General features: G+C 54.5%; 16 protein-coding genes. 13 read left to right on the forward strand and 3 right to left on the reverse strand.

The features are described from left to right. The first annotated feature begins 4 nt into the window (after window positions 1–4). From CCY01nite_RS15900 to CCY01nite_RS15910, 3 genes are read left to right on the forward strand one after another with little or no spacing between them, the layout of a single operon-like run. Window positions 5–1,012 carry an NAD-dependent epimerase/dehydratase family protein gene (locus CCY01nite_RS15900; RefSeq protein WP_246129954.1) on the forward strand — a complete coding sequence of 336 codons (1,008 nt, stop codon included), beginning with the start codon at window positions 5–7 and terminating at the stop codon, window positions 1,010–1,012. 10 nt (window positions 1,013–1,022) lie between these two features. Then, window positions 1,023–2,084, forward strand: coding sequence for a dihydrodipicolinate synthase family protein (locus CCY01nite_RS15905; RefSeq protein ID WP_246129955.1), 1,062 nt, complete (start codon window positions 1,023–1,025; stop codon window positions 2,082–2,084). Continuing rightward, window positions 2,081–3,265, forward strand: a complete 1,185-nt coding sequence (locus tag CCY01nite_RS15910; protein ID WP_146863818.1) for a M20 metallopeptidase family protein — start codon at window positions 2,081–2,083, stop codon at window positions 3,263–3,265. Before CCY01nite_RS15905 ends, CCY01nite_RS15910 begins: the two co-directional genes overlap by 4 nt. Here the strand turns inward: CCY01nite_RS15910 and CCY01nite_RS15915 are convergent. From CCY01nite_RS15915 to CCY01nite_RS15925, 3 genes are all read right to left on the reverse strand, one after another. Next, a complete protein-coding gene (locus CCY01nite_RS15915; RefSeq protein WP_146863820.1) occupies window positions 3,262–4,761 on the reverse strand; it encodes a hypothetical protein in 1,500 nt (499 codons plus the stop codon). The two genes, CCY01nite_RS15910 and CCY01nite_RS15915, sit on opposite strands and share 4 nt — an antisense overlap. Window positions 4,762–5,055: 294 nt before the next feature. Then, on the reverse strand, window positions 5,056–5,403 hold the full coding sequence (locus CCY01nite_RS15920; protein ID WP_146863822.1) for a high-potential iron-sulfur protein: 348 nt from the start codon (window positions 5,401–5,403) through the stop codon (window positions 5,056–5,058). A gap of 6 nt (window positions 5,404–5,409) precedes the next feature. Continuing rightward, entirely contained in the window at window positions 5,410–7,539 is a 2,130-nt protein-coding gene (locus CCY01nite_RS15925) for a PVC-type heme-binding CxxCH protein (protein WP_146863823.1), read from the reverse strand. Between the two features lie 475 nt (window positions 7,540–8,014). Between CCY01nite_RS15925 and CCY01nite_RS15930 the strand changes: the two genes are divergently transcribed. From CCY01nite_RS15930 to nagA, 10 genes are all read left to right on the forward strand, one after another. Continuing rightward, entirely contained in the window at window positions 8,015–10,150 is a 2,136-nt protein-coding gene (locus CCY01nite_RS15930; RefSeq protein ID WP_146863826.1) for a hypothetical protein, read from the forward strand. A 140-nt stretch (window positions 10,151–10,290) separates the two neighbouring features. Further along, window positions 10,291–11,646 carry a DegT/DnrJ/EryC1/StrS family aminotransferase gene (locus CCY01nite_RS15935; RefSeq protein ID WP_146863829.1) on the forward strand — a complete coding sequence of 452 codons (1,356 nt, stop codon included), beginning with the start codon at window positions 10,291–10,293 and terminating at the stop codon, window positions 11,644–11,646. A 26-nt stretch (window positions 11,647–11,672) separates the two neighbouring features. Continuing rightward, window positions 11,673–13,013, forward strand: coding sequence for an NHL repeat-containing protein (locus CCY01nite_RS15940; protein ID WP_222614412.1), 1,341 nt, complete (start codon window positions 11,673–11,675; stop codon window positions 13,011–13,013). Further along, a complete protein-coding gene (locus CCY01nite_RS15945) occupies window positions 13,003–14,361 on the forward strand; it encodes a neutral/alkaline non-lysosomal ceramidase N-terminal domain-containing protein (protein WP_146863832.1) in 1,359 nt (452 codons plus the stop codon). The genes CCY01nite_RS15940 and CCY01nite_RS15945 overlap by 11 nt, the downstream gene beginning before the upstream one ends. A 4-nt stretch (window positions 14,362–14,365) precedes the next feature. Next, window positions 14,366–15,232: a hypothetical protein gene (locus CCY01nite_RS15950; protein WP_146863834.1), complete on the forward strand. Its 867-nt coding sequence runs from the start codon at window positions 14,366–14,368 to the stop codon at window positions 15,230–15,232. 113 nt (window positions 15,233–15,345) lie between these two features. Continuing rightward, window positions 15,346–18,504 carry a SusC/RagA family TonB-linked outer membrane protein gene (locus tag CCY01nite_RS15955; RefSeq protein WP_146863837.1) on the forward strand — a complete coding sequence of 1,053 codons (3,159 nt, stop codon included), beginning with the start codon at window positions 15,346–15,348 and terminating at the stop codon, window positions 18,502–18,504. A 21-nt stretch (window positions 18,505–18,525) separates the two neighbouring features. Beyond that, window positions 18,526–20,364 (forward strand): RagB/SusD family nutrient uptake outer membrane protein, encoded by a 1,839-nt coding sequence (locus tag CCY01nite_RS15960; RefSeq protein WP_146863840.1) that lies wholly within the window; start codon window positions 18,526–18,528, stop codon window positions 20,362–20,364. 20 nt (window positions 20,365–20,384) lie between these two features. Next, complete coding sequence (locus CCY01nite_RS15965) at window positions 20,385–21,452, forward strand: DUF5017 domain-containing protein (protein ID WP_146863842.1); 1,068 nt, start codon at window positions 20,385–20,387, stop codon at window positions 21,450–21,452. 15 nt (window positions 21,453–21,467) lie between these two features. After that, entirely contained in the window at window positions 21,468–22,817 is a 1,350-nt protein-coding gene (locus CCY01nite_RS15970) for a sugar MFS transporter (RefSeq protein WP_146863845.1), read from the forward strand. Next, window positions 22,814–24,010, forward strand: coding sequence for an N-acetylglucosamine-6-phosphate deacetylase (nagA, locus tag CCY01nite_RS15975; protein WP_146863848.1), 1,197 nt, complete (start codon window positions 22,814–22,816; stop codon window positions 24,008–24,010). The genes CCY01nite_RS15970 and nagA overlap by 4 nt, the downstream gene beginning before the upstream one ends. Window positions 24,011–24,019 lie beyond the last annotated feature (9 nt).

The raw sequence follows: 24,019 nt of genomic DNA on the forward strand, positions 1-24,019 counted from the left end.
GATCATGGAATATATTTATCAGGAATTATTGAAGCCCTCGCCGGCGTTGTTGCGGGATATCGCGCAGCTGGACGGGGATATACTTTTGCTCGGCGTGGGCGGAAAAATGGGCCCCGCCATGGCCCGGCTGGCAAAGGCCGCAGTGGACGCCGCGGGTATAAAAAAGAAGATCACCGGTGTTTCTCGGTTTTCGGAACCGGGCCTGCAGGAAGAGCTGAACAGCCTGGGCATCGAAACCATTAAGGCGGACCTGCTGAATGATAAAGAGCTGCAAAGCCTTCCCGTGGCAAGGAACGTTATCTACCTCGCCGGGCAGAAGTTCGGCACCACCGGTAAGGAAGCCTACACCTGGGCCATGAATACTTACCTGCCGGGCAGGGTAGCGGAAAAGTACAAAGACGCGCGGATCGTGGTGTTCTCTACCGGTAACGTATATCCGCTTTCCCCGGTGCTGAACGGCGGCCTCACGGAAGAGGCGCCCGCGGCTCCGGTAGGGGAGTACGGGCAGTCCTGCCTCGGCAGGGAAAGGATGTTCCAGTATTTTTCTTCGCTGCATGGTACGCCGTTATTCATTTACCGGCTTAATTACGCCAATGATGTGAGCTATGGCGTGTTGCTGGAAATCGCGAAAGCTGTCTATGAAGAAAGAGAAATAGACCTGCGTATGGGGCATGTGAACGTGATCTGGCAGGGCGATGCCAACGAAATCGCGATACGCGCGCTGCTGCATTGCGAATCACCGGCGAAGACGGTGAACGTAACTGGGCCGGAAACGGTGGCTGTCCGCTGGCTGGCCAACGAATTCGGGAAGCGGATGCATAAAACGCCTTTCTTCGTGAACGCCGAACAGCCGGATGCGCTGTTAAGCAATTCCGCCGAATGTTTTTCGCTTTTCGGCTATCCGAAAGTAACGCTGAAGCAGATGATCGACCTGATCGCCGGATGGGTGACAGGCGGCGGCAAAACCATCAACAAACCCACACATTTCCAGGAAAGGGAAGGGAAATTTTAAAACGATCCATGTGAAATATTTGAACGAACAGATCAATGCCCTTGTGCAGCAAGGCGCTTTCATCCCGGCTCATCCGCTGGCGCTGCGGGAAGATCTTACCATCGACGAGGAGAGCCAGCGCAGGCTCACCCGCTATTATATGGCGAGTGGCGTGGACGGCGTGGCGGTGGGCGTGCATACCACGCAGTTCGAGATCAGGAAACCGGCATTCAGCTACCTGGAACCGGTTTTAAGGATTGCGGCGGAGGAAATTGAAAAGGCGATGGGAGATCAACCATTTATCAAAGTGGCCGGCATCTGCGGGCCGGTGGAAGCCGCGCTGGAAGATGCCCGGCTGGCCGTACAATACGGCTATCATCTCGGTCTTGTAAGCATGGGCGGCCTGCAATCGCTCACAGAGCAGCAGCTGATCGACCGGACAAAAGCCATCGCGGAGCTGATACCGGTTTTTGGTTTCTACCTGCAACCCGCTGTGGGCGGCCGTTTGCTGAGCTACGATTTCTGGAAGGCCTTTGCGTCCATCCCCAATGTATATGCCATCAAGGTCGCTGCATTCAACCGTTACCAGACGCTGGATGTGGTACGCGCTGTATGCGATTCCGGCAGGGCGGAGGAGATCGCGCTGTATACCGGTAATGACGATAACATCGTGGCGGACCTCCTTACGCCGTATCGTTTTTCAAAAAACGGAACAGTACTGGAAAAACGATTCGTTGGCGGATTGCTCGGGCATTATGCGGTATGGACGCATCGCTCGGTAGAGCTGTTCCGGCGCATTAAAAGATCGCTCGCGGAAGGCGTTGCGGATTTTAACAGCCTGCTCGCGAATGGTGTGGAAGTGACGGACATGAATGCCGCTCTTTTTGACGTAAAACATAATTTTAAGGGAAGTATTGCCGGTATTCATGAAGTACTGCGGCGGCAGGGACTGATGAAAGGCACCTGGTGCCTGAGCCCCGAAGAGAAGCTGTCTCCCGGCCAGGCGGAGGAAATTACCCGCGTCACGGAACAATATCCCTATCTTGTGGATGATCCGTTCGTAACGGCATTCATCAGAAACGACAAGATATGATACTGGAAGAGATCAAGAAGCTGGCCGCTTCCGTTTATCCGGAGGTGATCGGCAACCGGCGCTACCTGCATGCGCATCCTGAACTTTCTTTCGAAGAATACGGTACCTGCGCTTTTGTAAAGAAGGCGCTGGACGCGCTTGGTATTGAATGGAAACCTGTAGCGGACACGGGCGTGCTCGCGATATTGAAGGGCGGACTTGCGTCGGACAAAGTGATCGGTCTTCGTGCGGATATGGATGCATTGCCGATCACAGAAGCGAATGAGCTGGAATATGTTTCATTGAATAACGGTGTGATGCATGCCTGCGGGCACGATGCGCATACGGCTTCGCTATTGGGCACCGCGGCCATTCTGCATTCGCTGAAACATCTGTTCGGCGGTACGGTCAAGCTGCTTTTTCAGCCCGGCGAAGAAAAGGTTCCCGGCGGCGCGCCGAAGATGATACGGGATGGTGTGTTGAAAGATCCTGCTCCTTCCGCGGTGATCGGTCAGCATGTAATGCCCTCGCTGCCCTGCGGCAAGATCGGCATCCGCCGTGGAAAATTCATGGCGTCGATGGACCAGATCACGTTGCGGATCACCGGCAGGGGAGGCCACGGCGCCATGCCGCATCTGAACGTCGATCCGGTGACTATCGCATCGCAGGTGATCGTGGCATTGCAGCAGGTGGTTAGCAGGATGGCGAACCCCTCCGTGCCAAGCGTACTGTCTTTCGGCCGTTTTATCGCAGATGGAAGCGTGAACGTGATCCCGGACGCCGTATACATCGAAGGCACTTTCCGTACAATGGACGAAGCCTGGCGGAACGAAGCGCATGCACGGATACGCCGCATCACCGAATCCGTTGCCGAAGGCATGGGCGCCACCTGCGAGCTGGAGATCACACGGGGCTATCCCTGTCTTGTTAACGACGAAGCGCTCGCCGCCTCCATCACCGGTTTCATGGAAACCTATGTGGGCCGGGAAAATGTGGTGGACCTGGATATCTGGATGGCTTCGGAGGACTTTGCCTATTACGGGGAACAGGTCAGTTCCTGCTTTTATTTACTGGGCGTAGGGAACGCCTCGAAAGGCATCACCGCTTCCCTGCATACGCCCGTTTTTAATATCGATGAAGATGCGCTGCGGATCAGCACCGGGCTGATGGCTTACATCGCCGTTAAAAGCCTGGGCAACTAGCGCAACTTACGCTCCCATTTCAGCAGCCGCGCACAGAAAGTCAGGGATTCTTCTCCCTTGACCAGGTAAGCGGCGCGAATCGCCTCATATACCGCGGGATTGCCGGATGCCAGTTCCAGCCAGCCATGCAGCTGGTTGAAGTAAGGCGGATGCTCCGGCCCTTTACCATCCACCCGTCTTCTTACACCGCTGCGGTCCGGCATTAATACATGCAGCAGCAGCGTATTCGCAAACCGTTTCATGTCGGTATCGTCAAACACCACTTTGTTTTCCGCCGCTGTTGTCACCATCGCAATATCGAGTATACCGTGCGAAACGTCCTCTGTAATCGCAGCGGGGCGGAAGTACTTTACATTCGCGGAGAGGCTGTCTGCCGGTTTCCAGCCGGTAGTGGTCATCGGCTCGTACCAGTAATTCCACTCATACAGGTCCGCGCTGCTGTTATACCGCAGGCGGTTTTTGAATAACCGGCACATTTTTTCCGCGGCGGTTTTGTAAGCCGCTTTACCGGTGAGGCGGTGCAACGCAAGCAACGCACACACATGCCTGCCGAGGAAATTGAACGGCTGCCCCACATTATCCGCCGGGAACGATTCCCCTTTTTCGCAGGTGAGGATGTATCCTTCGTCCTGCCCCGGACCTTCCCGCCAAAGCCTTTGCAGCACATCGGCATACGATTGTTCAGCCGCGAGGATGAAGCTGTCGGCCGCCGGCAGCAAGGATTTCAGCGCCGGATCTTTTTTTACCGTTTCCGCGAAGCGCAGCATCGGGTGATAGATCACGCCGTAATAACCGGTGTAGGCAAGCGGTATGGGCGACAGTTTGACGGTCTGCGCCGGCAGTGGGTTTTGATTCAGCACAGTGATCCGTATCAGGTTGGAGCTGGACGTGTAGCTGCCGGAACCGGAAGAGTAGGGCGCCATGGGGTCGTTGATCACTTTTTCAGCGAAGCGCTCGTCCGCCGGATCGAGGCTGACGCCGGTAAAGGTTTCGTACCGTTTGTAAAACGGGTTGTGCGCTTTGATCGTCACCTTTCCGGGTGATACCGGAATCACTTCTACCGAGGTCACATGATTGTTGGAGGAAGGCGTGGAGCGGATGTAGATAACCGGCTGGTTGTTGCTTCCCTTCAGCTCGCCGGCGGCCACCACATATTTGAAGGCCATGCTCCAGCCGGGGCGTATGTTGCCGGAGCCGTCCGGCACACTGCGCCTGTCGTTCCGGTGAGAAAGCACGAGTTGCGCGCGCCCGGCCAGTGTGGAAAGGTAAGCCGGGTCATGAGAGGTTTCGTAGAGGTCTGCCAGGGCGTGCAGTACCGGGGATTCGCCCCAGGCAAGCGTGCTGGCGTCTTTTAATCGTAGCCAGGGATCGCCTTTGGGCAGGGCGTCCAGCATTTCGTTGGCGCGTTTCAGTGAGATGGCGGTGTCGGGGATCGTAGAAAAAGAGTAGCATCCATTAAAAAGTGTCGCCGCCAGTATCTGTATGATCGTTAGCATATCGGGATGTTTTTACATGAGCCGGGAAAAAGCAGGCGTTCTGTTTGATGCTGCCTTTTCCCGGTAAAAACTGATATGGTTTATGCTTATAAAGAACAAATTATTTCCGCTTCTACCAACGGCAGTTTACGTTTGAAAAGAACGTTTCGCTTTCCCTTTACCAACGACCGTTTTGGATTGGAAAGAATGTTTCGCTTCCCCTTTTACCAACGGCAGTTTTGCGTTTGGAAAGAACGTTTCGCTTTCCCTTTACCAACGACCGTTTAGTTTGGAAAGACAATTCGCTTCTGTCGTTTACGAAAGCGGCGCATAGTACGTACAATAGCCATTCACTTCCACCGGCCCCTTGAACAGAGAGCAGCTTCCGCAACTCTCTCCTTTCCCCGGCGGCAGGTACAGCTTGCAGTTGCCGCAATTGCTGTCCGCGATCGGTGTTTCATCCACATATCCCAACCGCTTCCGCTTTTCTATTTCTTCCGGGCTGATGCCTGACAGATCGCTGCAGGAAACGGGCTTCTTGCTTTCCCCGGCGTCTTTGGCCGGCTTCTTCGGATTGCCGCAGCGGCTGACTAAAAAAGAACCTCCCAGCAGCAGGCCGCTCATGCCGATGGCGTTCCTGATAAAATCTCTGCGCGTATTCATATTCGATCAGTATTTTGTTGCGATCAGTTTTTCCAGATCAGTGACGGTTTGTCCGGATACATCTTTCAGCCCGGATTTGAATGTTTTAAGCCCGGCTTTCAGCGCGGGATCAATGCCTTCCGATCTTTCCAGTCCGCTTACGAAGCCTTTCACGGCGGAGGCCAGGCGGTTGCTGATTTGCATGTCCGCGTGTTTCAGCAGCTGGAAAAATTGTGTTACCTGCTTGCTATCGTTACGCGAACCGGTCACAAATGCGATGTCGTGAATGAAGCTGGCAGGGATTTTCACGGTGTCTTTCCCGGTTGGACTGTTGAACAGGGTTTCCAGCAGTGGGGGGGCAGAGCCCGTTTCAGCGCTGAGCACGGCCATCTGTATTACTTTGCTGTCGCCATAACGGCCGAGCACTTCGGCAAGCGCGTTTGTCACGCTTGCATGATTGAACTGGCCGAGGCTGAGCGCCACCTGCAATGTTAATTTGGCGGGACTGTCCTTCACCATTGCCAGCAGGTCCGGGAGGCACTGCGGGTAGCTTTCTGCGAGGATAACCGCGTGTTCACACACGTCTGTGGAGCTGTCTGCCAGTGCTTTTTTAACGATGGAAAGGTTCAGGGCGTTCAATGCTTCCAGTACATACAGTGCATGCAGGCGGGCGCGGGGATCGGTGTGTTGTGCCGCCATTGTTTGCAGGGCGGGGATCACCGATTTGTCCTGCCGCTCCACCAGCAGGCGATGCGCCTGTTGCGCGTACCATTGGTTGGGATGCGCGAAAAGCTGTACGAGGCTGTCGCTGCCCGCTTTGCTCAGCTGCGGCGTAGCTTTTTTATATGCGCTGCCAGCGGGCATGATGCGGTAAATACGTCCTTTGTCCGATCCTTCGTAGAAGTCCATTTCCGCTTTCAGGTCGTCGGGAATGGATACCGGTGTTTCGATATGCTGGCGGTAATAGTCCAGCACATACAGGTAACCATCCGGCCCAACGGAGAAGTTCACGGGGCGGAACCAGTTATCTTTTGAGTAGATGAACTCCCTGTTGAATTCGCCTTCCGCGCGTTTTGCGGTAAAATGAACATCGTCTTTTCCGATGCTGAGAACGTCCCTGTGCACAAGGTTCCCCGCTACTTCACCTGTAAATATATTCCCGTAAAACGATGCGGGCAGACCATCGCCGTTATAGAACGTGCCGCCGGAAGCGCCGGTAAAATGCCCTCTTTCATATTCCACGCGGTTCAGGTTCTTTTCCTGGAACTCCTTATTTCTTCTGCGGCTCCTTTCGGCTCTCCAGTAAGGAGTTGCGGATTCCTGGAACATGATGGGATCATGATCGGAAATATTCTTGATGGAGCGGGTGGACGGCAGATGCGGATGCCGGTGCGTATACCGCCATGCAATAAGCGTCTGCTGGATATGTATGGAGTTCTCGGTAACAAAGCGGTTGCGGTAATCGTCCAGCACCTGCCCGAACTGGCCGGGACCGGTTTCCAGTTCAAAAAGCCCGCGGTCCAGGCGAAAGCGGAAGTCCGCGCCTTTTACTGACAGGGGAGGAGCGTCCGGCCGGTCACGAAAGGTAACGTTACCGTCCTGGCCGCGGTTATTCGCATAGATCCAGTTATCAACCCCGAAGCGTAGATTGGTGATCTGCGTTTCAGGATTGTCCTTGAAAAAGCCGCTGAACATCACTTCGCGCGTGTCGGCCACGAAATCGCCGGTCGTGTCTTTCATATATAATATCTCGGGCGCGGCGGTCACGAGCAGGCCGCCTTTCCAGGGAAGGATGCTGGTGCCTTCGGACAGCTTGCCGGCAAATACAATAGATGTATCCGCCCTGCCGTCCCCGTCCAGATCACGCAGCACAAGGATATGCCCCTTTTCTGTGCCCGGCGCGGGTTTGTCCGGGTAGTCGGACATAACCACCACATAACAGTTACCGTCTTCATCAAATTCCATGGATACAGGGTCAGTTACCAGCGGCTCCGCGGCAAACAGTTCTGCTTTCAGTCCGTCGATCACCTGGAGGCTTTTTAATGCTTCCTCCGGCGATAGCGGGCCCGGGTATTTTTCTTTATTCCCACAACTTCCGAATATTAACAGGGCTGCTGGCAAAAGCAGTCCAGCGCACAGTTTGAGAGTATTCCGCATTGTTAGTCGAATTTTAATCCTGATTGATAAAACGGTATAAATTTTTGATGATGCAAGTAAAATGACTTGCTTTTTATGCTTTTAAAAACTAGATTTGTTCAGTTTCCGTTAACGTACACGAATATAGCGTTAAATTTCTGACATTCTATAATGGCAGGGCTATAAAAACCAAAATTTTTTTCGGCGGATCGTTCTGGTCTTAGTGGGAAAGCCTGTGCAGCGCAGGCAGGGGACATTTTCTAAAACATTGATAATTCAGAGGTATTGCAAGTGCTGGTGCAGCGAAGTTGATGGCTGTTGTCGGGTGATGTTATGGCGACGGCGCAGCAAGGTTGATGGCAGGTATTGTGACCGGGCCGGCGATGGTAACATCAGCGCGATCAGGTTTATGGCAGATGCCCTTGCAACACTTCTACAATAATGTTCAATTCCGGCATTGTAATTCCGCCGGTCATTTACCAAATACAAAAATTTTATGGCGACAAATAAATCGAACAGCCGGCGGGAATTCATCCGCATGCTGTCTTTATCAGGCTTGGGAATAGGTGTTGCCGGCAGCTTTGCGGGTACGCTTCCCCCGGGCGCGGCGGCACAGCCGGTAGTGCCGAACAGGATCATCGCACCGCAAAACATACCGCCGGGGCCGGACGTGCCATTTGTGCCACGCCGGGTAGCCAGCTGGTGGTGTACGCTGGAAGACCTGCTCTGGTCACAGAAGAAGATCACGGACAAGATAAAGCGCCGTGCCGCGGGCTTCGCGGAAGCGGACATTGATACCGCCGTCAGCTTCGGGTTTCATATCCGTTTTGATTTTGCCAATTACTTCGGGCAACTGCACGGATACCTCGCGGATGTGCGCGAAGAGCTGCACCAATACAACATCAAATTCATCGAACATTATTCCTGCAATCATGTGGAACGCCCGCGGGGAGAAGCGGAATTCAGAAAGCTGCACAAGCGGCAGCGGCATCATACCTTGCTTTTCCACGATCCCGTCGCGGCAAAGCACGCGCAATATGAGGGCCATCTTTTTCATGATCTCTGCGAAACAGATATCCGCGACGGCAGCCGTGGTTATGCGCTGCAATACCAGATGGAAACTTTCTGCCACAATAATCCCGGCTTCCTGGACATGCATCGCAAATACCTGGAACGGTTGGAAAAGGAAGTAGGGCATGACGGTTACCAGGTAGACGATATGTGTAACTACGCCGGACTCACCACCTGCGGCTGTAAGTATTGCCGGGAGCGGTTCCGGAGAGATTACGGGCATGAAATACCGCCATTTGAAGACAAAAGCTTTTTCGGTGATACCAGCAAGCCGATGCTGCAATGGGGCAACTATGAAAACCCGGCATTCCGCGACTGGCTCAAAATGAAAGACGACAGCATTGCGGACCATGTGCAGATGGTCAAGTCGGTGATTGGCCGGAAACCATTGATGACCTGCTGTTCCAGCACAGGGCCCATTGTTTTGAATGCCATTTCCCTCAACCTCGAAAGGATTGCGAAGCACGTGGATTTCTTCATGCTGGAGAACGTGGGCACCAATATCAGGTGTGTGGACTGGATGGAAAAAGATGCGGAAGCCTTGCAGCAGAAAGACATCGCGGAGAAAAGAGGCCATTCCCCCGCGATCGCATTGAGCTACACCATTTATGAGGAAGGCGGTTACCTGGGCTGGAGCCTTGCACGCTTCTGGGGCGTAGCCAACTGGATCAGCACACTGGAAATGCGGCTGGAAGAAGATCCGGTGGATGCCGCCAGCAATGAGGATGTAGCACGGCCGTCCAACAACTGGGAGAAGCAATACAGTGACCTGGATTATATGGAAGGAAAAGATATCGCTGAAGTGCGGCTGGCATATAACAATTTCTGCAAGGCGAACGGCTGGAAAGGCCCCGACGGCAAAGAACACTGGACAAAAGTTCGGGAATGGTCGGAGCAGTTCATTGAACATAATACCGGTTACCGCTTTGTGCGTTACGAAGAGCTGGCGGATGCGGATGCGCTCTGCGCGGAGGAAACGCCGCTGGTGCTGGACAGTATGGGCTGCGTCTCCGACCCGCAATTTCATGCGATCAGCACCTATCTGTCGAAAAACGGAACGGCCTGGCTGGTATTGCCTTTCGGTACACATGATGAGAAGGGTTTCCGTCGGAAATCCCCTTTGTCCGAAACATTGCTGAAGAAAAAATACCGCGGCCTGCATATAGTAAAAACAGCCGCACTGGAACAGCTCATTTCCGAAGGAAAGTTCAGTCCCGCCATCCGGCAAACGGCAGGGGACAGGGGATGGGCCATCCGGGCCAGGGACCACAAAGGGAAAACGGTCCTTCACTTCATGAATACCGCCATGAAGCCCGTGCCGCATCCGGATATCAGGGATATGGGTAACGTTCCCATTCTGAAACAGATCACATCGGCCATCCAGGATAACCGGTTGCAGATAGAGATCGACACGGCAAAAATACCGCTTTCATCCCTGCATCTGCTCAGCCCGGAAACCGGCGGCCGTCAGACGCCTGTGGAAATACGGCGGAAAAATAACGGCATGGCGGTGCTGCAACTCAACCTTGAAAACATGAAAATCTATGCCGTTGCGCAATAACAATCATCCCGGAAAAAAAATCAGCAAAAAATAGACAGCATATAAATTTTTTAGTTATTTTCGGGTACGTTAACGGAAATCAGCCAAAAGATCGTTTTTCAGTCTGCTCAATTATTATCAACAGTTATAAACATATTCAAATGGGTCACACTTCAAGAAGGGAGTTTTTACGGCAGGGTTCATTAGGAACGGCAGGATTCCTGTTTGCATCAGGCCTGCTCAACAGTTCCTTTGCCGGCACATTATCTCCCCGTGTACCGGCCGCCCTCGGCGGCAGCCCGCTCTGGGCGGATTCCCACTGGATAAAATGGCCGATGTGGGTACAGGCCGAAGATGAAAAGGTGCTGATGGACAGCGTGCGGAGCGGCGTGTGGTCAAGAGCCAAACTGGTAGACGAGTTTGAAAGCAAATGGGCGGAAGCCATCGGCACCAAACGGTGCCTGACCGTAGTGAACGGCACCAACGCCCTCATTACCGCCATCAATCAGCTGGACATCGGCGCGGGTGACGAAGTGATCACCACACCTTATACATTCATCGCTTCCGTACAGGCCATCCTCGCCAATAATGCCATGCCCGTGTTTGCGGACATCGATCCGGCTACTTACCAGATCGATCCGGCCAAACTGGAAAGCAAGATCACCAAACGTACGAAAGCCATCCTCGTGGTGCATATCCTCGGCCTTCCCGCGGATATGGACAGGATCATGAGCATTGCGCAGAAACATAACCTGGCGGTGATCGAAGACGCCTGTCAGGCGCACCTTGCGGAGTACGACGGTAAGAAGGTCGGCTCCATCGGCAAGGCCGGCTGCTTCAGCTTCCAGAACTCAAAGAACCTGCCCATCGGTGAAGGCGGCGCCATCGTTTCCAACGATGAACGGTTCATCGACAATTGCTTTGCCGCACATAACCTCGGGTATGCCTACGGCACCTCTACCGGCGCGGTGGCGGGAGACAGCTTCATGAGAGCATCCAAGATAAGGCTCACCGAATACCAGGCCGCCATCGGGCTGGCGCAGCTGAAGCGCGTGGAAGAACAGACGAATACCCGGCATGAGAACGCCGCCTACCTGTCGTCCATGCTGAAAGATATCGACGGCGTTAGGCCCATCAAACTATACGACAAGGTGACCCGCGGCGCCTATCACCTGTACTCCTTCCGCTATCATCCCGAAAGTTTCAAGGGCCTCAGCAGGCAGAAATTCCTGGAAGCCCTGCGAAAGGAAGGACTGCCCTGCTCCGGCGGCTATAAAGTGATGCATACACAGGAGTTCATGCGCAACACCTTCGCATCAAGGGTATACAAGAGCTTTTATTCGAAGAAGATGCTGGACTTCGAAGATTACAAACAAAGGAACAGTTGTCCCGAGAACGAAGCGCTCTGCAAAGACGCCGTATGGCTGACGCAGAACGTACTGCTCGGCTCCCGGAAAGACATGGAAGGCATCGCCGATGCGGTCCGCAACATCAGCCGTAACGCTGACAAGATCTAAAAAAAATCAATTCGAATATCAAGTTCATGCAAGTAGAAAAGCAAGGTGAGCAGAGCATTTTAACGCCCTTAAATTCACACGGAGAAAAACTCATCGCCAAAACATTTGATTCGGGATTCGAGCTGGCGCATGATTCCTATAACGCCATCACGGTGGCGAGCGACGGCCGGATCTATTATGTACTGTCTTCGGACAAACACGACGTGGCAGGCAGGATGTATACATATGATCCACAGAACAACAGCATCCGCATGTTGGGCGATCTCACCGAAATATGCGGTGAGAAAGGGAAACATTTTATATCGCAGGGAAAAAGTCATGTGGAGTTCTTTGAGCGGAACGGCAAGCTTTATTTTTCCACGCATGTCGGCTTTTACGAGCTGATCGACGGGATGGACAGGCTGCCGGTGAACGCACCGGAAGGATACCGCCTGTACAATGGCGGTCACATCCTGGCCTATGATATGAAAACAGGCGCTTTTGAAGACCTGGCGGTGATTCCCGGCGGTGAAGGCGCGGTTTCCATGACGATGGACGTGCAGCGGGGGAATATCTTTTGTATTTCATGGCCGCTGGGGAACTTCATACATTATCATGTTGATTCGGGAGAGATGCGGCAATTGGGGCAGGTGGCAGGCAGGGGAGAAGGCGGCACGCCGGGGAAGGATTTCCGGTCGCTCTGCCGCTCGCTTTTTGTAGACCAGCGGAACGGAACGGTGTACTTTTCCACCGCCAACGGCGAGATCTACGCCTATGCGCCGGAAGACGGCTTCCTCCGGAAGCTGGAAGAAGCCAACCTCCGCATCGATTACTTCGGAAAATACCTGCCGGAACAGCCCGGCAGCATGGGATATAACTGGCGGAAGATCTGCTGGCACGAAGAAGATGAAGTGGCGTACGGCGTGCACGGCAATTCCGGGTACCTGTTCAGATTCGATCCGGTATCGGAAAAAATTGAATTGATAGAACGGATCACGTCCGGCCTTTCCCGGAAAAGCGGGATGTTCGACCAGTTCAGTTACGGCTACCTCGGTTTCCAGGTGGGGCCTGATAAGGAAACGATATACTACCTGACCGGCGGCCCGATCTACATCAACGGCAAACGCCTCGGTGGGCTGGATCAGATAGGGAAAGGAGCAGCGAAAGGATTGGAGAACCTGCACCTCGTCACCTATCATATTCCGTCCGGCACTTACAACGATCACGGCCCGATCTTTTATGAGAACGGCGACCGGCCGCTGTACGTGAACTCGATCGCGGTGGCCGCGGATGGTACGATCTATACGCTTGCGCGCATTGACAGGAACGGAAAAACGGTGACCGATCTGATCAGCATCAAAAATCCATTTATACAGCATGGCCATTAGACTGAAATATGCGTTGTTATTGTTGCTGCTGATATTACAGCAAGTATCGTTTGCCGCTTTCGTGAAAGTGGGTACCGGCAGCGTTGTTATCACACCGCAGCTGCCTTTCCATCTCACGGGGTATGCCGGCCGGGATAACCCGACCGCGGAAAAGGTGCATGACCTCTGGGCGAAAGCGCTGGTGATAGAAGAAAGTGCTGACAGCAGGATCATCATCGTCACCACCGACCTGCTCGGCTTGACGCCCGCGATCTCTGATGCGGCAGCGGAACGCCTGGAAAAGAAGTACGGCATCAAACGTTCACAGATCATGTTCAATTCCTCCCACACGCATTCCGGTCCCATGATCTGGCCTGCGCTGAGCGTGATCGGGGACTATGATACCGCTACGATCAAGGGCTTTACGAGATACGCGGTCAGTCTTACCGACAAGCTGGTGGAAGTAGTGGATATGGCGATGCAGCACCTCACGCCCATGGAGCTGAGCTATGGCTCCGGTTCCGCGGAATTTGCGATCAACCGCCGGCAAAAGATGGCCAACGGCAGCATTATTCCGGGCAGGAGCGGGCATGTAGATCATGATGTGCCCGTGCTGATGGCAAAAGACGCGCAGGGCACGGTGAAGGCGATCCTCTTCGGTTACGCCTGCCACAATACGACCGTAACAGGAACGCATAATGTTATCAATGGGGATTATGCCGGCTTTGCACAGATTGAGCTGGAAGAGAAATATCCGGAAGCAACGGCGCTCTTTTTCATCGGATGCGCGGGAGATCAGAACCCCTCGCCCCGCGGCACCCTTGAACTGGCCGCGCAACACGGTCACGAACTGGCGGAAGCCGTGGAAAAAGTGGTATCCGGCAAAACGAAACCGGTCGGCACTCCGCTTCGCAGTGCCTTCGTAAAAACAGACCTCACGTTCCAGCCCGTCACCACCCAAACCATGCAGCACGACCTGCTGCACGGCAACAAGTACGAACAGCGAAGGGCAAAGCTCATCACCGAAGCCATGAACAAGGGATGGGACCTCTCCGCACACAGCTACCCCGTGCAGGCCATGCGCATCGGCAACAAGCTCACCATCCTTTCCCTCAGCGGCGAAACGGTGGTAGACTACGCCCTCAACGCAAAAAAACAATACCCCGGCGAACAGCTCTTCGTGGCAGGATATTGCAACCAGGTGGTCTGCTACATCCCCACGGAACGGATACTGGAAGAAGGAGGCTACGAGCCCGTGTCCAGCATGATCTATTACGGCATGCCCGGGCCTTTTGATAAAAGCGTGGAAGAAAAGGTGAATGCGGCCATCAGGGCCGTCATGCAAAAAATCGGTGTCAGTAAAAAATAACAACATGCAACGATTGATTTTTCTCACATGCCTGCTTTGGCTGACAGCCTGCGCTGACAGGAAGATGCACCAGGCCAGCCATGCCCCGCCGCTGAAGAACACCTTCGGCACCTACGGCGCCCCGCCGCGGCAGGCGGATGGCCGTGTAGATCAGGCGAAGCTCCTGGCCGAACTGAAAGACCTGCATGCCACCACCTATCACTGGCTGATCTGGCAGAATGAAAACGACTGGGAAGACCTGCAGCTGTTCCTTCCGCTGGCGGCAAAAGAAGGGATCAAGGTATGGGTGACCGTAGTGCCGCCATCAGAATCAAAACCGATCGCCCGGTTTTCATCCGAACCCTTCGGCATGGATTACAAACGCTGGGCCGCCGAGTTCGCGCGCCTCAGCCTGAAAGCACCCAACCTCGTAGCCTGGAGCATCGATGACTTTGCGCACAACCTGAAGACCTTCACAAAGGCTTATACGGACTCCTGCCTCCAGGCCGCGGAAAACATTAACCCACGCCTCGCTTTTGTGCCCTGTGTGTATTACAAACAGATCACGCCGCAGTTCGCCGCAACATATGGGGAGCTGCTGGACGGGATACTGTTCCCCTACAGGGCCGAATCCGCCGGCGCCAACCTCACGGACCCCTCGAAAGTAGGGCCGGAGATCGCTTCCATCCGGAAGCTCTTCAGAAAAGACATGCCGGTGTTCGTGGATATCTATGCCACCGCCCACTCAAGACTGGGCGCATCCACACCGGAGTACGTGAAACAGGTGCTGGACCTGAGCAAGCAGTATGCGGACGGCGTGCTGATCTATTGCCACCAGGACCCGCAAAAATTCTCTGCGAAATATAATATCATCAAGGAAGGCTTTAAATAAGCGTCGGTCATTGTAGGCCCGAAGAGGGGAAGTTTATTCGTTATCAACTTGCATTCATTGTCGTGTACGTACCCGTAGTAGGCCAAAATTTAATCTATCATAACTATTCTGCTATGGAACGAAAGTGTAACTATTCATTTGCCGCACTTCTCATCGCATTGTCCTTTGCCATTCTTTTACCTTTTCGGTCAAGCGCCCAGGGACAGCCTGTGGTCAAAGGCCGGGTAGTGGAAGCCGGCACGAACAGCATCATGAAAGGAGTGACGGTCACTGTCAAAAACGGCACCAGCAAAACCTATACAGGGGAAGATGGAACCTATTCCATCAATGCCGGTCCCGATGACATACTGGTTTTTACCTTCATCAGCATGAAGCCGGTGGAGGAAAGGGTGGCGGGAAGAACCACCGTTAACATCACCATGGAATCCAAAGAGGAAGCCCTCGGAGAGGTAGTCGTGATCGGCTATAACACCGTTCGCCGCGGAGACCTCACCGGCGCGGTAGGCAAGGCCAATGTGGAAGACATGGCCAAAGCTCCCGTCAGCTCCTTTGCGGAAGCGCTCGCGGGCCGCGTGGCCGGCGTGCAGGTGTCCAGCGTAGACGGACAGCCCGGCGCAGGCGTGAACATCATGGTGCGCGGCCCCGGATCGCTGACGCAGGACGTGTCGCCGCTCTACGTGATCGACGGTTTCCCCGTGGAAGACTTCGATCCCGCAACGCTCAACCCCGAAGACATTGAATCCCTCTCCATCCTGAAAGATGCCTCTTCCACCGCCATCTACGGCTCCCGCGCCGCCAACGGCGTGGTGCTCATCCAGACGAAAAGAGGCAAGGCCGGCAAAGCGTCCATCACCTTCGGCGCATCCACCGGCTTCCAGCTGGAACGGAAAAAGATGGAGCTGATGAGCCCCTATGAGTACATCCGGTACCAACTGGAAAGATTTCCCTCCACCGCCGAAGGATGGCGTTACCTCGCCGGCGGAAAAACACTGGAGGATTATAAGGATGTAAAAGGAGAGGACTTCCAGGATTATGTGTTCACCAAAGGCAAGGTGAACATCTACAACCTCGCGCTGAGAGGCGGCAACGAACAGACAAAATATTCCGTTTCAGGCTCCCTCTTCGACCAGGAAGGCATCATCATCAACACCGGCCTGAAAAGATACACCGGCAGAATATCCCTCGATCATACCGTCAGTAAACGCATCAAAGTAGGCTTTACCGCGGGCTATTCCGACGTGACCTCATGGGGGCAGGTGATCAGCAGCACGCCCACCAGCAGCACTTCCAGCTACGTGATGTTCCGCACCTGGGCCTACCGCCCCATCGGTTTCCCCGATTCCGAAGGAAGCCTGGTGGAGGAACCGGCAGACGAATCGTCCATCACGCCAAGCGATTTCAGGATCAACCCCGTGCTGGACCTGCAGAACCAGTACCAGTATAACTACAACGAGCAGTTCGAAGGGCTGGGAAATGTGAGCATCAACATTCTCGACGACCTGGTGCTGAAGGTTTCCGGCGGCGTGCGGAAGAACGGCATCAAATACGACAAGTTCTTCAACTCCAAAACCTCCAAAGGCAGCCCGAACAACCCGAATAACCTGGACGGCATCAACGGTTCCGTGCTCCACACAAAGACCAACAGCTGGTCCAACGAAAACACGCTGACCTACACAAAAACATTTAACCAGAAACATACCATCACCGCGCTGGGCCTGCTGAGCTTCCAGGAAAACAAGCTGTTGTCGGACGGATATTCTTCGCGCATGCTGCCGAATGAAAGCCTCGGCTTCGCCGGTTTGAACGAAGGCATTCCCTACAACCCGGTGAACACCAATTCCTACAACACGCGCAGCTCCTATGGCGGCCGTCTTGATTATAATTTTGATTCGCGTTACATGGTCACGCTCACCTTCCGCGCGGACGGATCATCGAAATTCGCGCCCGGCAACAGGTGGGGGTATTTCCCCGGCGCGGCCATTGCCTGGAACATGCACAACGAGAGCTTCATGAAAGGGAACGGCGTGATCAGCAACTCCAAGCTGCGGGGAAGCTTTGGCGTGGTAGGGAACGACCGGGTGGGGGATTTCAGCTACATTTCCATGCTGATCACCTCCACGAACGGTTACGGCTTCAACAACGCCACGCCGCTGCTGGCCGTGTACCAGTCCAACCTCGGCAACGAAGACCTCACATGGGAACGCACTACTTCAACAGACGTGGGCTATGAACTCGGCCTGTTCCGTAACAGGATAGAGCTGACGCTCGATCTCTATAAAAGAACGACGGACAACCTGCTGCTGAACGCACAGCTGCCGCCGACCGTCGGCTTCAGCACGGCGTTCAAGAATATCGGCAAGATCGAGAACAAGGGGCTGGAACTGACGCTGAACGCGAGCGTGGTGGAATCAAAGGATTTCAGCTGGGAAAGCAGCTTCAACATTGCCTTCAATAAGAACAAAGTGCTGGCGCTGACGGAAGGCCAGCGTTCGCTGGACAATGCGGTGCAAACGGACGTGAACTACAGCGATAACCTTTACACGTCCGAGATCGGCAAACCTTCGGGGATGATGGTAGGATATATCTGGGAAGGGAATTATCAGTATGCGGATTTTAACGAACCGGCGCCGGGGGTATACGTGCTGAAACCGGAAGTGCCTTCCAACGGCAGGCCCCGCAACACGATCCAGCCCGGCGATATCAAGTACCGCGATCTGAATGGCGACGGCATCGTCAATTCCGACGATAAAACGATCATCGGCCGCGGCCAGCCCATCCATACCGGCGGCTTTGTGAATAACTTCCGCTACAAAGGCTTTAGCCTGAACGTCTTTTTCCAGTGGTCTTACGGCGCGAATATCTACAACGCCAACCGCATCACCTTCGAAGGCAATCCGAACGGACGGCGCAACATGAACCAGTTTGCGAGCTATGTGAACCGCTGGACGCCGGAAAACCAGACCAACGAGCATTTCCGCGCCGGCGGGGAAGGTGTGATCGGGTATCATTCCTCCAAATACCTGGAAGACGGTTCCTACCTGCGCCTGAAGACCGTGGCGCTGGATTATGCGCTGCCCGCGGGTTTCCTGAAGAAGTTATACATGACCAACCTTTCGCTGAGCGTGGCAATGCAGAATATTTTCACCTGGACCAAATACACGGGGCTTGATCCCGAAGTGTCTACCCGGAACAATATTCTCACGCCGGGCTACGATTACTCGGCCTATCCGCAGCCAAGAACCATCACATTCGGTCTGAAAGCAAACTTTTAAACCGCTTAAAAATTTTCAGGTATGAAAATCAGACATATCATCATACTGGGCCTCCTCTGCATCTCAACCGGTTCGTGTAAGGACTTCCTGGACACAAAACCGAAGGATGCGCTTTTTCCCGGTAATTATTATAAAACGGCGGAGGAGCTGGATTTTGCCCTCACCGCAGTTTATCACTGCCTCGGCGCCGATGCGATGTACGGGAACAACGCGCTGTACCTCCTCGGCTGGACGGCGGACGAAGGTTTTATGAACCGGAGCAGCATTGCCACCGGCGCGTTCCGGCTGAATCACGCGCTGGGCGACAGCTACGTGACCGCATTCTGGCGGGAGCTGTTCAATGGCATCAACAGGGCGAACATCCTGCTGGAAAATGTAGATAACAACACGGCCATTCCCCAGGAAAAAAGGAATACCGTAAAAGGGGAAGCGCTTTTCCTCCGCGCCTACTTTTATTTTCTGGCGGTGCAGAACTTCGGCGGCGTGCCGCTGAAGCTGGCATCCAGCAAATCCGCTGTGGACGTACACCAGGAGAAAGCCACCGTCAAGCAGGTATATGACCAGATCGTAAATGATATGACGGAAGCGGAAGGACTCGTGCAGGATATTACGGCGCTGGGCTTTGGCGGCCGTGTATCGAAGTCCGCCGTACGCGGCATTTTGATGCGGGTAAACCTCTACATGGCCGGTTACCCGCTGAAAGAAACCGCACGTTATGATGAAGTGATCAAGTGGGGGGATAAATTGATGGGTGACGGACTGGCGGCGCATGCCATAAACCCCAGTTTCCCGAACATCTTCATCACCATGGCGCAGGAAAAATACGATATCAAGGAAAGCATCTGGGAAGCGGAATTTTCCGGCAACGGATCGGATATCTATGTAGAAACAGGCCGCAACGGATGGATCAACGGCATCCGGACCACCAATACCAATACCGGCCGGTCAGACGGCTACATGAGCTATACCGCCAAGCTGTACAATTGCTACGAGCCCGGCGACCTGCGCAAATACTGGTGCATTCCGCTTTTTGACTACGCGAACCTGCCGGCTGTTTCCGGCACCAAAAACCTGATCGGGGAGATCACGTCTGAAGCCACGAAGTACCTGCGTTATCCCGGTAAATTCCGCCGGGAGTACGAAACGCTGATCCCGAAGAGCGCCACCCGCTCGCCGATCAATGTTCCGCTGCTGCGTTATACGGACGTATTGCTGATGTATGCGGAAGCGCTGAATGAGAAGAGCGGTCCCGTTGCTACCGCGGTGAACATGGTGAATGAGATCCGCCGCAGGGGATGGAGCAAAGGCATCAAAAGCTTTACGATCTCGAATGGCGGCAGCGGTTACACGTCCGCGCCCACCGTTACGATCAGCGGCGGCGGCGGCAGCGGCGCATCCGCGAAAGCCGTTGTGACCGGCGGCGTGGTAACGGCCATTACGCTGGACCGCGATCCCACCGGCGAAGCATTCTCGCTCGCGGGTGCCTATACGTCGGCTCCCACGGTTACGCTCTCCGGCGGCGGAGGCTCCGGCGCACAGGTGACCGCGGAGATCTACACGCCGCAGGATGCGGATGTGAAAGCGCCGTTCACCGCGTCAAAAGAAGCATTCCGGAAATTTTTGCAGGATGAGCGCATGCGCGAGCTGAACTTCGAGAACATGAGAAGGGCCGACCTTATCCGCTGGGAAATTTACGAAACCGTGAACCGGGACATGGCTGCCACCATGTCAACCGACATCCCCGGCCACGTTTTCATTTCCTATTATTCAAACATCGAAGTTCCCAAACACCTGTTGTTGCCGATCCCGAACGCGGAAATGCTCACCAATAATAAAATGGTGCAAAACCCGGGTTGGTAAAACATTTAAAAAGCAATGTTATGCAATACAAATTCTTGTGTCTGATATATATCTGCCTGGCGGCCGCCGCCTGCTCAAAGCTGGATGATGTGGACCCGCCCACTTTTGAGGTAACGGTGGAGAAAACAACATTTAAGGTGGATGAGCCGGTCGTGTTCAGCTTCAGCGGTGAACAGGACAATATCTCATTCTATTCCGGGGAGGTGTACAACGAATATGCATTCCGCGAAGGGCGGGAAGTAGACCTTTCCGGTAAGGGCGCCACGCTGGATTTTTTCAGCCAGCTTGCAGGCACCGGCACACAGACCGGTCAGCTGAGCGTATGGTTGTCCACCAACTACAACGGCAACGGCGATCACGCCAGCGTGAAAGCCGCTACGTGGACGGACATAACGGCGGACCTCACACTGGCTTCGTCCACTACGAACGTCGCTTCCGGCAAGGTAGATGTCAGCAGCTGGCTCTCGCATGACCAGCCGCTTTACATCGGCTTCAAATACATCACCCAGCCGCAGGCAACGAACGGGCTGGCGCGTGTGTGGTGGATACAGAGCTTCGCGGTAAGAAGCAAGGCGGACAGTCTGGGCGGCAAAGAACTTCTGCTGACCGACCAGGAAAACGCCGGCTTCAGGACCATCGACCAGTTTCCCGAAGACGCGCCTTCCCTCACCACGATCAACGCCACGCGGATCACGCTGCTGGGGAACAAATACAAAGACCCCGCCGATTCCATTTACAACCCGGAATATTCCATCTATGATCCGAACAACCCGATCTATGATCCCACCAGCCCATTATACCAGCCAACCGCGCAGCTGCCGGTATTCGTGCCGTATGATCCCAACAGCCCGTATAACGATCCGCCGACGGAAACCTGGGTGATCTCCAAACCGATCGTTGAAGGCGTGGTGAACCTCGGGCCAGACAAGGCTATTTCCGTGAAGGGGATTAACACGGACGTGGCGGACGGGTACACGTACACCTACAAAAGGCCGGGTACTTATAAAGTTTATTTCATCGCTTATAATCATAATATCGATGGGGTGGAAACAGTCGTGCGCCAGCTCGACCTGACCATCACCCCTTAATTTAAACTGCAACGAATGACAAAAAACGCAACGATCCAGGTAGGCTCGCTTAACCGGCGGCAGGTGACGATTTCCATTGCCATCATCGGTGTGATGTTCTTCATGTTCGGGTTTGTATCATGGGTGAACGCCATACTGATCCCGTATTTCAAGATAGCCTGCGAGCTGAACAATTTCCAGGCTTACCTGGTGACCTTTGCCTTTTACATTTCCTATTTCATCATGTCCGTTCCCGCATCCTATCTTTTAAAATCGACCGGTTTCAAAAGAGGGATGATGACCGGCTTCTGGATCATGGCGGCGGGCGCTTTTCTGTTCGTACCGGCGGCGGCTACACGCACTTACGGTATTTTCCTGGTAGCGTTATTCATACTGGGGACCGGTCTTGCCATCCTGCAAACCGCCGCCAATCCCTACATCACCATTTTAGGTCCGAAGGAACGGGCCGCGCAGCGGATCAGCATCATGGGCATCTGCAACAAGGCAGCGGGGATACTGGCGCCGCTGATCTTTGCGGCGGTGGTGTTGCGTGCAACGGACAGCGACCTGTTCAGGCAGCTGCCATTGATGAGTGAAGCACAGAAGGATGCGGCGCTGGACGAGCTGATAAGCCGCGTGATCGTGCCGTACATCTGCGTGGGCGTGTTCCTCTTTTTGCTCGGCCTGATGATCCGCTTTTCCCCGTTGCCGGATATTGATACGGAGCAGGAATCGCCGGAGATCAGGCAGGCCAACGAAGGCAAATCGGGCATCCTGCAATTTCCGCATCTCGTGCTGGGCGCCGTGGCCATATTCCTGCATGTAGGCACGCAGGTGATCGCCATCGATACGATCATCGGTTATGCCGGTTCCATGAACATCCCGCTGCTGGAAGCAAAAGTGTTTCCTTCATACACGCTGTTCTGCACCATTTGCGGGTATGTGACCGGCATCCTGCTCATTCCAAAATTCATCAGCCAGGTGAAGGCATTGCAGATATGCACCATGCTCGGCACCCTGTTTTCCCTGCTGATCATTTTTGCAAAAGGGCAGATCAGCTTGTTAGGGCATCAGGCGGACATATCTATCTGGTTCGTGGTGCTGCTGGGGCTTGCCAATTCCCTGATATGGGCAGGCATCTGGCCGCTGGCGCTGGAAGGACTGGGAAAATTCACAAAGCTGGGCGCATCCGTGCTGATCATGGGCCTTAGCGGCAACGCTATCCTTCCTGTGATCTACGGCCATTTCGCGGACCTTCACGGGCTGCGGGAGGCTTACTGGGTGCTCGTGCCCTGTTATCTGTATCTTGTTTATTATGCAGTGTACGGCCATCGTGTGCGTCACTGGTCGGTAAAATCATCAGAAGGGAAAGTGGCTGTACAATGATAAAAATAATTAACGCGAATATTGTTACACCCTTCCGGATCATTTCCGGAGGAACAGTGCTGGTAAAAGGTACGCGGATACTGGCGGTAGAGGAAGGGGACATTGAGGCGGAGGCCGCCACGGTCTTTGATGCGCAGGGGTATTACGTGACGCCCGGGTTTATTGACATTCATGTGCACGGCGGTGGCGGGCATGATTTTATGGATGGAAAGGAAGAGGGATTCCGGAAGATCGCGGCCACGCACCTCCGGTACGGCACCACCGCCATGCTGCCCACCACCCTCACCAGCGACCGGGAAGGCATTCTCCGCACGGTGGAATGCTATCAGCGGGTGGCCGCCGGAAACACAGGCGGGGCGCAGTTCCTGGGGCTTCACCTGGAAGGGCCGTACCTTTCCATGAACCAGCGCGGCGCGCAGGACCCGGCGTACATCCGTGATCCCGATCCGGCGGAATATGAAGCCATTGTGCGGGCGGCCGGCCAGTCGGTCAAAAGATGGAGCGCAGCCCCCGAGCTGCCCGGCGCCCTGCCTTTCGCCCGCTTCCTGAAAGCAAACGGCATCCTGCCCTCGCTGGCGCATACCGATGCCATCTACGAGGAAGCGCTCGAAGGTTTCGAGAACGGTTACACGCTCGCCACGCACCTGTATTCCGCTATGTCCGGCGTCACCCGCAGGAACGCCTACCGCTACGCCGGTGTGATTGAAACAGCGTTTTTGCTGGATGATATGGACGTGGAGATCATCGCGGACGGCCGACATCTGCCCGCGCCGCTGCTGAAGCTGATCTACAAGATAAAAGGGGCGGACCGCATTGCGCTGATCACAGACGCCATGCGCGGCGCGGGCATGCCGCCGGGAGAAAGCATCCTCGGCAATATTCGTACAGGCATGAAAGTGATCATCGAAGGCGGCGTGGCGAAGTTGCCGGACAGAACGGCGTTCGCCGGAAGCGTGGCAACAGCCGATCAGCTGGTGCGCAACATGGTGCAAATGGCGGAAGTGCCCGTGCCGGAAGCCATCCGCATGATAACGGCTACGCCTGCACGTATATTGGGCGTGGAGAACCGCAAAGGAACGATCGCGCCGGGGATGGACGCGGACATCACGATATGCGATGCGAACTTTTCCGTAAAGGCCGTCATGGTCATGGGCGAAGTGCTGTACTCGTTACAACCCGCCACCACGTTATAAAATTCAGTT

Source organism: Chitinophaga cymbidii, from assembly GCF_007992715.1.
In the GTDB taxonomy this organism is placed as follows: Bacteria; Bacteroidota; Bacteroidia; order Chitinophagales; family Chitinophagaceae; genus Chitinophaga; species Chitinophaga cymbidii.

Coding starts and splice junctions, on each gene's coding strand:
- CCY01nite_RS15930 (WP_146863826.1), top strand. CDS start 8,015: ATGGCGACAAATAAATCGAACAGCCGGCGGGAATTCATCCGCATGCTG.
- CCY01nite_RS15940 (WP_222614412.1), top strand. CDS start 11,673: ATGCAAGTAGAAAAGCAAGGTGAGCAGAGCATTTTAACGCCCTTAAAT.
- CCY01nite_RS15965 (WP_146863842.1), top strand. CDS start 20,385: ATGCAATACAAATTCTTGTGTCTGATATATATCTGCCTGGCGGCCGCC.
- CCY01nite_RS15920 (WP_146863822.1), bottom strand. CDS start 5,403: ATGAATACGCGCAGAGATTTTATCAGGAACGCCATCGGCATGAGCGGC.
- CCY01nite_RS15950 (WP_146863834.1), top strand. CDS start 14,366: ATGCAACGATTGATTTTTCTCACATGCCTGCTTTGGCTGACAGCCTGC.
- CCY01nite_RS15960 (WP_146863840.1), top strand. CDS start 18,526: ATGAAAATCAGACATATCATCATACTGGGCCTCCTCTGCATCTCAACC.
- CCY01nite_RS15955 (WP_146863837.1), top strand. CDS start 15,346: ATGGAACGAAAGTGTAACTATTCATTTGCCGCACTTCTCATCGCATTG.
- CCY01nite_RS15915 (WP_146863820.1), bottom strand. CDS start 4,761: ATGCTAACGATCATACAGATACTGGCGGCGACACTTTTTAATGGATGC.
- CCY01nite_RS15970 (WP_146863845.1), top strand. CDS start 21,468: ATGACAAAAAACGCAACGATCCAGGTAGGCTCGCTTAACCGGCGGCAG.
- nagA (WP_146863848.1), top strand. CDS start 22,814: ATGATAAAAATAATTAACGCGAATATTGTTACACCCTTCCGGATCATT.
- CCY01nite_RS15945 (WP_146863832.1), top strand. CDS start 13,003: ATGGCCATTAGACTGAAATATGCGTTGTTATTGTTGCTGCTGATATTA.
- CCY01nite_RS15935 (WP_146863829.1), top strand. CDS start 10,291: ATGGGTCACACTTCAAGAAGGGAGTTTTTACGGCAGGGTTCATTAGGA.
- CCY01nite_RS15925 (WP_146863823.1), bottom strand. CDS start 7,539: ATGCGGAATACTCTCAAACTGTGCGCTGGACTGCTTTTGCCAGCAGCC.
- CCY01nite_RS15910 (WP_146863818.1), top strand. CDS start 2,081: ATGATACTGGAAGAGATCAAGAAGCTGGCCGCTTCCGTTTATCCGGAG.
- CCY01nite_RS15900 (WP_246129954.1), top strand. CDS start 5: ATGGAATATATTTATCAGGAATTATTGAAGCCCTCGCCGGCGTTGTTG.